The sequence below is a fragment of the Achromobacter sp. GbtcB20 genome (assembly GCF_019091095.1).
In the GTDB taxonomy this organism is placed as follows: domain Bacteria; phylum Pseudomonadota; class Gammaproteobacteria; order Burkholderiales; family Burkholderiaceae_B; genus Achromobacter; species Achromobacter mucicolens.
On sequence record NZ_JAGXJZ010000155.1, the window covers coordinates 1 to 619 of the forward strand.

1 protein-coding gene and 1 pseudogene are annotated in these 619 nt (G+C 56.9%); both read left to right on the forward strand.

Translation table 11 applies throughout. From position 1 onward, the window contains the following. On the forward strand, positions 1-180 hold a 180-nt coding region (locus KVT32_RS28300; RefSeq protein WP_217619228.1), incomplete at its 5' end, for a winged helix-turn-helix domain-containing protein. Further along, a pseudogene (locus KVT32_RS28305) lies at positions 161-619 on the forward strand (two-component sensor histidine kinase); the annotation flags it as partial. The gene KVT32_RS28300 and the pseudogene KVT32_RS28305, both read left to right, overlap by 20 nt.

The following is a 619-nucleotide window of genomic DNA, read 5'->3' on the forward strand; positions in this document are numbered from 1 at the left end:
CGGTCTCTGATCGCGTCGCAGGTATGGGACATGAATTTCGACAGCGACAGCAACGTCATCGATGTAGCCATCCGCCGTCTACGCGCGAAGATAGACGATGCGTTCAATCCGAAGCTCATCCTCACCGTGCGTGGAATGGGATACACGCTCGATGCGCCCGATGATGCCCCTGCGCCATAAGCCGCGGCAAAGCCGTCCAGCGTCGCTTGCATTGAGGGTCACGGCCCTCGTTGGTATCGCCACGACCTTGGTGTTTCTTGTGTTCAATTGGGTCATTCTCCGGTCGTTGGAGCACCACTTTGCTCAACAGGATGCCCACGAACTGGAGGCAGTGGCAACCGCTTTGGCTCAGCCCTTGCACCAGCTTGCAAGTGACATCGCAAGCGACGAACTGAAGCAACACTTGGCCAACGCAGTCGCAGGACATCATGGGATGACGTACGGCGTCTACGATGGGGCTGGCAATAGCATCTATGCCACGCCCGGTCCTGACCTGTCTAAACTTGCCAGTAGCAAAAAGTTGGTCAACCGCATCACCGCTGACGATTTGATCGTGTGGCAGGAGGATCAGAGGTCATATCGAGGTGTGGTGCTGCAACTGCCTGCTGACGATTCAGCG